Genomic DNA, 6042 nt, shown 5'->3' on the forward strand with positions numbered 1-6042 from the left:
AACGATCTACAGGAATGCTAAAGGGGCAGTTTAGTGAAAGAAGAAAACGAGAATAATTGGGAAAAATTTTAAATTGAAAAGGGGAAACAAGTAGGTTAGATTTTAGTTGCCATTATTATTATTATTTGTTGTATTTCTGGAGGAGACTTTGTTTGGAAAAAGTAACTAATGTTGAAAGTAAAATTAACTGGTTTGATGTTGGTTATCAAATAGTTGTATTTGCACTATTGATTGCATTGATTGTGTTTTTAATCAAATTTTTCAAGAAAGTAAGAAAGTAGGATTCCACAAATGAAGGATTATTTTATAAAACTCTTTTTTGCGTTGTTGGCTATAGGGATTATGTATGGAATAGCCTATTTTTTTAAAATTGACTGGCTTCTCGGTAATTACGGAAGTCACCTTGTTATATTACCATTAGCTTTCGTTGCAGGCTGGGGTGGTTGGTACCTTTATAAAAGAGTGAAAAATTAATTGTTAACACCGTTTCTTCATTAACTATATGGTGCTTTACTCAAAAATTATCTGAATTCTAAAGAAAATATTGGAGTTGATTTTTTTAATGCAACACCAGCTATTATAATTGGATTACTAATGGTAGCTTTTTCTCTTTTTATGCGAAAAAAGAAATAATCAAGATTGTGAAGAAATGTATTTAAAGTAACAGGTGCAAGAGTTAAAGATTAGCGGATATTTTGTATTTAAGGTGATTATTTCAGTATAATAAGCTAATTCTGACGATTATGAGCGGCTTTGCAGAGTTCGAAAGAGATATGATCGTGGAGCGCACACAAGAAGGCAAGGCAATCGCTAAGCAGCGAGACGACTTTCGAGAAGGAAGACCAAACAAGTTTAGTAAGAAGCAAGTAGAGCATGCGCTAGGGCTGCTAGTTACGCATTCATATAAGCAAGTCGAAGAGATAACAGGCATTAGCAAAAGTACGTTAATTCGGGCGAAAAGAAAGCAAGGGGCGCAATAACAGCGCTCTTCTTTTATGCTCTTATTGAGCTAACGGGGCAGGATAGTTGAAGAATCGACTTTAGCTCTTATTCAACAATCGGGCCATTTAATGGAAGAAGAATCTCAAACAAAATTGGTTATTTATGTTATCGTTGGTTTGGAGTTTGTGAAGAATTGTACTGATATGATCGAAACTGTCAATGCCCCCCTACAATTTGAGGCACTGATGAAAGAGTCATATTGTTGTCAAAAAATGGCTCAAGGCCAGGCAAACGGTATTGCAAAAACATTTGGCCTTACACACAAATCAAATAATCCATACGAACAAATAATCTGCTTTCGATATTAATTGTGATAAAATCTACGTATGACTATTAAACAACGAAAAGAGGGGGACTGTAATGAAGGTAAAAATAAAAAAGGTAGTTTCAATGTTTATGATATTTGCAATTATTTTATCACAACAGCCTTTAGGTTCATTTGCGGCAGATGACACTGTCGGGAGGGATGAGTTTTCACAGATATATACCAATTATGATTTGTCTCAAACTGCTGAACTTTTCCCCTATTCGTTATTTAAACAAAATATAGACACACTGAAATGGGAGCAAAAGCAGAATGTAGAAGTAGATAGTGGTGCTATTTCATACGCTTCAGAAGCAGAACCTGAGAATAATTTTTCCCTTAATAATGAAGTAAAGGTTGGTAAAGATACCGATGGGCAATTCGAAACCTACATAAAATTTGGGAACAACCTTCCTGCGTTGAACGGAGGTTTATTTTTAGGGGCGAAGCTTCGCCTTAAAGAGCTGAATAACGAGTACGGCTGCTACTACTGTCAATATTATACAGATGAACAATTCTCAATCCATAAAATCCTAGAGCCGTGGAGCGCTAACGATTTAACATGGGCGAATAAGCCAGGTATATCAGAAAGTCCTATTTCCAGTAAGACAACAGCTATGCCTGTAAACGGCGCCTATTTTACCTGGGATGTTTCGGGTCTTGTTCTTGATTGGTATAAAAACCCAGGTAGCTATTTTGGCTTGGCACTTAAGGATTCTGGCACCCAGTCAAATACATACCTAAGGACCTTTAGTAAATTAAACAGTAATCTAATCCAGGTGCCAGTACTACAAGTTCAATATTCACCCAAGCCCAAGGCGCCAAGTGGAATCGCAAATAGTTTACAGGCTAACTCCGGGAAAGGGAAGATTAATCTCCAATGGTCATCTGTTACCGGTGCCAAGGGATATAGGGTTTACCTCTATAACGGAAAAGAATTTGAACAGGTGTACGACGGAGCTGCTACAAGCTGGTCCTCATTTGGCAAAAACTTATGGCCGACTAATGACCAGATTAACAATGGAGATGTAGCACTACGAAAAGATGGGTTGGGGACGGATTTATCCGATAATCCTGGATTGGTGTACCAGCGGCTGGGAGATACCGGTAGAGCAGCGGATACCTATTATTTCAGAATTTCGGCCTATAACGAATATGTCGAAACAGAACTGTCTGATGAAGCCGCAGTCAAAATGCCGGATACGACGGCTCCAACGGTTCCAGAAAATATTAAGGCTTCCGATGAGCTGATCTCCCATTTTACTCTGACATGGGACCCCTTAATGGATAAATCGCAGTTGAAGTATAACGTAAAAATTACGACTGAATCTGGATATCAAGTTTTTTCTGGAACTTCAGAGACCAATAGTATAACGGTTCCTGAAAGGTACCTTTTACCTAGAGAAACATATAAAGTTTCTGTAATGGCTGTGGATATGGGTGGTTATCAAAGTAATTATTCTGCCTATTCATCTCCGGTCACTGTAACGGCCAGAGAGAAAATGGATGCACAATTTGTTGGATGGTCTGCCCCTATTTCTGTTCAAGAAGCTGGAAGCACTCCTAATGTAAAAATAGTATTAAAGAACATGGGTGTAGAGCCTTGGACACAAGCAGGGGGTTATCAATTAAAGGCAAATGGAGCTGATTTCTTAATAGATTTAGCTTCAACGGATACCATCAAACCTGGAGAAATAAAAACGTTTGAATTTAAGCTGCCGGCCAATATGCCGCTTGGAACTACTCAAATAATATGGCAAATGTACAACCAAAATACAGGATACTTTGGTAGTAGCTGTACGATGGCCGTTACGTTTGAAGACCGGATGGGACCGCAAATTTCCCTTGTTTCTCCCGCTGACAACCAAAGGATTAATGGAAAAATACGGATTGAAGGATCGATTTCAGATTTTCAGTTAAAAAAGTACAGTGTTTTTTACGGCTATGGTGAATCACCTGTCGAATGGATTCCTATTAAAGAAGCTGAAGGCTCTATTGTCGATCTTGGAGAATGGGAAACAACAAACCTTAAAATTGGAGCATATAAGCTGCGGATTGAAGCGGAAGATGCTTCGGGGAATCAATCAACCTTGGAGCGAAACGTCTATGTTTATAATCCAGTTCCTACCCCAGCCGGTTACGAAATAACTGACCAGTCAACATTGGTGACAGGAACGGCAAAACCGGGTACAACGATTCTTATTTTTAAAAATGGAGAACAGCTTGTAAGTGGATTAGTTAATAAGGATGGGACTTTTTCAATCCCTATCACCAGGCAGTCGCCTGACACTAAGATAAAAATTATCTCCATGGACGGATACTACGAAAGCAATGCTGTGACTATCCGGGTAAAAGACGTAACCCCGCCAGAGCAGCCATTGGTTCAGACAATCACTAATAAAACTTCTGTTATTACTGGAAAAACTGAACCTTCTGCTTTAGTAATGGTAAGAGTGCCAGATAGAACGGTCAGTGGAAAAGCTGATTCCGCTGGTAATTTTTCTATCAGCATACCAATCCAAAACTATGGTACTGCGATTTCAATTACCGTTCAGGATGGCGCTCAGCTTCAAAGCATAGAAAAGAAGATTCTTGTTTCAAGAGTCGCCCTGAATATCCCGTCTGTTAATGCTGTTACCAATAAAGCGGCACAGGTTACAGGAAAGACGGAAAAGTACGCAGTCGTGACAGTAGGAATAGGTACACGCTCCTATTCTGCAAAAGCCGATGTATATGGGAATTATAAAGTCGCTATTCCAATCCAAAATAGTGGCACTAAACTGAATATTACAGCTAAGGACACGGCAGGAAACATCAGTGCAACACGGTCCGTGACGGTTTCGAGGGTCGCTCCGAATACTCCTGTGGTCAATGTGGTTAATAATAAATCTTCATATGTATCAGGCAAAACTGAAAAGTATGCCATTGTAATTGCAAAAATAGATTTGAAAACCTACAGCACGAAAGCCGATGCTTATGGTAACTATAAAATAGCCATTCCGATTCAGAATAGCGGAATAAAAATTTATATAACAGCTAAAGATACCGCTGGAAATATTAGTGCGGCAGCATCTGTTACGGTAGCACGAGTTGCGCCTAATATTCCTTTAGTAAATGCAGTAAGGTATTATTCAACAACAGTTTCCGGTAAGACAGAACGATATGTGGCTGTTAGTGTAAGAATCGGTACAAGGGTTTACAGTGCCAAATCTGACTACTATGGAAACTTTAAGGTTTCCATTCCAAAACAAAGAATCGGAACAAAACTGACTGTAACCGCCAAGGATGCCAAAGGATTAGTTAGCTCAGCAAGAACGGTAACTGTTTATTAAATAAAGAACCATCTAAATGGAGAGGATCGACCCTATCTCTAGGGGATACCTTCATATTAATTAGTCTTATAAAAAAAGGTTTGCCAGATCTGGCTAACCTTATATTACGAACGGGTGCTTTAGTTACATTTTCTCCTCTTTAATAACAACATAAATATTTAGTAGTTTATTTAATTAAAGGGCGCAATTCTGCAGCAAGAATTGTGCTTTTTCTTTATGTTTAGGGCCAAATTGTGGAATAACTCCTTTAAAGAAAGTTGGATCACTATGTTAAATTTCAGAAGAGATTGTGAAGATTTCTACTTAAAGTAAAGGGCAGTTTAGTTCAATAAGAAGTGGTAAAATACAAATAAAATAATCTGTTTATTGGGATTGATTAAATGGAAATGACCAATGTGGTTTTGAATAAAGTATTTTTCAATGATGGAAGTCTAAGGGATATTTATGTTGTTGACGTTAATTTAACCGATTGGCAAAGATTTTTTGATTGGATTCGCACTTCGACTTGGGATATTGTTTTTTACAAGGATGGATTCGTAACAGTGTATGAAGAAACTGATGTTGCCCATTTTTTTGAGGAAAAGGAGAATCACCGTATTTTAATGTCTATTAACACCAATGGTGTTTTTATTAATTGCCATTTCTTTTCAGAAGACGAGATAGAATTCGATATTGACCCAAAAGAAGTCAAAAGTAAAACTGAGGCTAAAGCTGTTTTTGAATTTATGAAAAATCTATCAAAGATTCTTCATAAAGAAAGTATTCTTACTGGAGAATACTCACCTGAATATCCATTGGTCACAGTTAATCCAGATGGAACATTGATGATAAGTGCATGTTGAACTAACAGGGGTATGAGTTGAACAAGGGGTTGCTACGGAGTAACCAACTTCTGAAATGAGGTGAAATTAAATGGGATTGGATATATATTATTATGATAATAAGAAGGAAGAACATTTTCTTGGAGAAATAAGCGAAGGGTTACATAAACAAATATTTTATGGAAATATACATCCAGGACAATGGGGTATTCTCAGTAAAATAAGAGAATATTATGGTGCTCGTTCTGTAGCTAGGTTAAATAGACTCCAAATTGATGAATTCGTAAAAAAACTTCTATCCATTAAGGACTTACTACCAGATAAATATAAAAATGAAATTGATGAGTTAGTTTTAATTTTAAGGAATGAGGAATTCGACAACATTACCATTGTCGGAGATTAAAAAGATTGATGTTATTTTTAACAGAAGGGTTTTATTTTGAAAGAAAGATTGTGAATAAATGTACTTACACTACTATGAAAATAAACTTCTGTAACTTCGGCAAAATGGCAATACTTAATAAGACGCAGCTCCTTCAATTTTTTTTAAAAGAGAGCGCTTGATCCAAGGCTATTTCACTGA

6 protein-coding genes and 1 pseudogene are annotated in these 6042 nt (G+C 37.2%); all 7 read left to right on the forward strand.

Annotation, left to right across the window (positions count from 1 at the left end):
• Positions 1-152: 152 nt before the first annotated feature.
• Positions 153-281, forward strand: a complete 129-nt coding sequence (locus tag J7E66_RS32520; RefSeq protein ID WP_285289274.1) for a hypothetical protein — start codon at positions 153-155, stop codon at positions 279-281.
• Between the two features lie 10 nt (positions 282-291).
• On the forward strand, positions 292-474 hold the full coding sequence (locus J7E66_RS31070) for a hypothetical protein (RefSeq protein ID WP_215007844.1): 183 nt from the start codon (positions 292-294) through the stop codon (positions 472-474).
• A gap of 251 nt (positions 475-725) precedes the next feature.
• Positions 726-980: pseudogene (locus tag J7E66_RS31075) on the forward strand (recombinase family protein); the annotation flags it as partial.
• A gap of 90 nt (positions 981-1070) precedes the next feature.
• Positions 1071-1310: a hypothetical protein gene (locus J7E66_RS31080; protein WP_215007847.1), complete on the forward strand. Its 240-nt coding sequence runs from the start codon at positions 1071-1073 to the stop codon at positions 1308-1310.
• A gap of 52 nt (positions 1311-1362) precedes the next feature.
• Positions 1363-4638 carry an Ig-like domain-containing protein gene (locus J7E66_RS31085; protein WP_215007850.1) on the forward strand — a complete coding sequence of 1092 codons (3276 nt, stop codon included), beginning with the start codon at positions 1363-1365 and terminating at the stop codon, positions 4636-4638.
• A gap of 380 nt (positions 4639-5018) precedes the next feature.
• Positions 5019-5480, forward strand: coding sequence for a hypothetical protein (locus J7E66_RS31090; RefSeq protein WP_215007853.1), 462 nt, complete (start codon positions 5019-5021; stop codon positions 5478-5480).
• A 70-nt stretch (positions 5481-5550) separates the two neighbouring features.
• Positions 5551-5862 (forward strand): hypothetical protein, encoded by a 312-nt coding sequence (locus tag J7E66_RS31095; RefSeq protein ID WP_215007855.1) that lies wholly within the window; start codon positions 5551-5553, stop codon positions 5860-5862.
• Positions 5863-6042: the final 180 nt, after the last annotated feature.

The sequence above is a fragment of the Bacillus sp. ISL-7 genome (assembly GCF_018613065.1).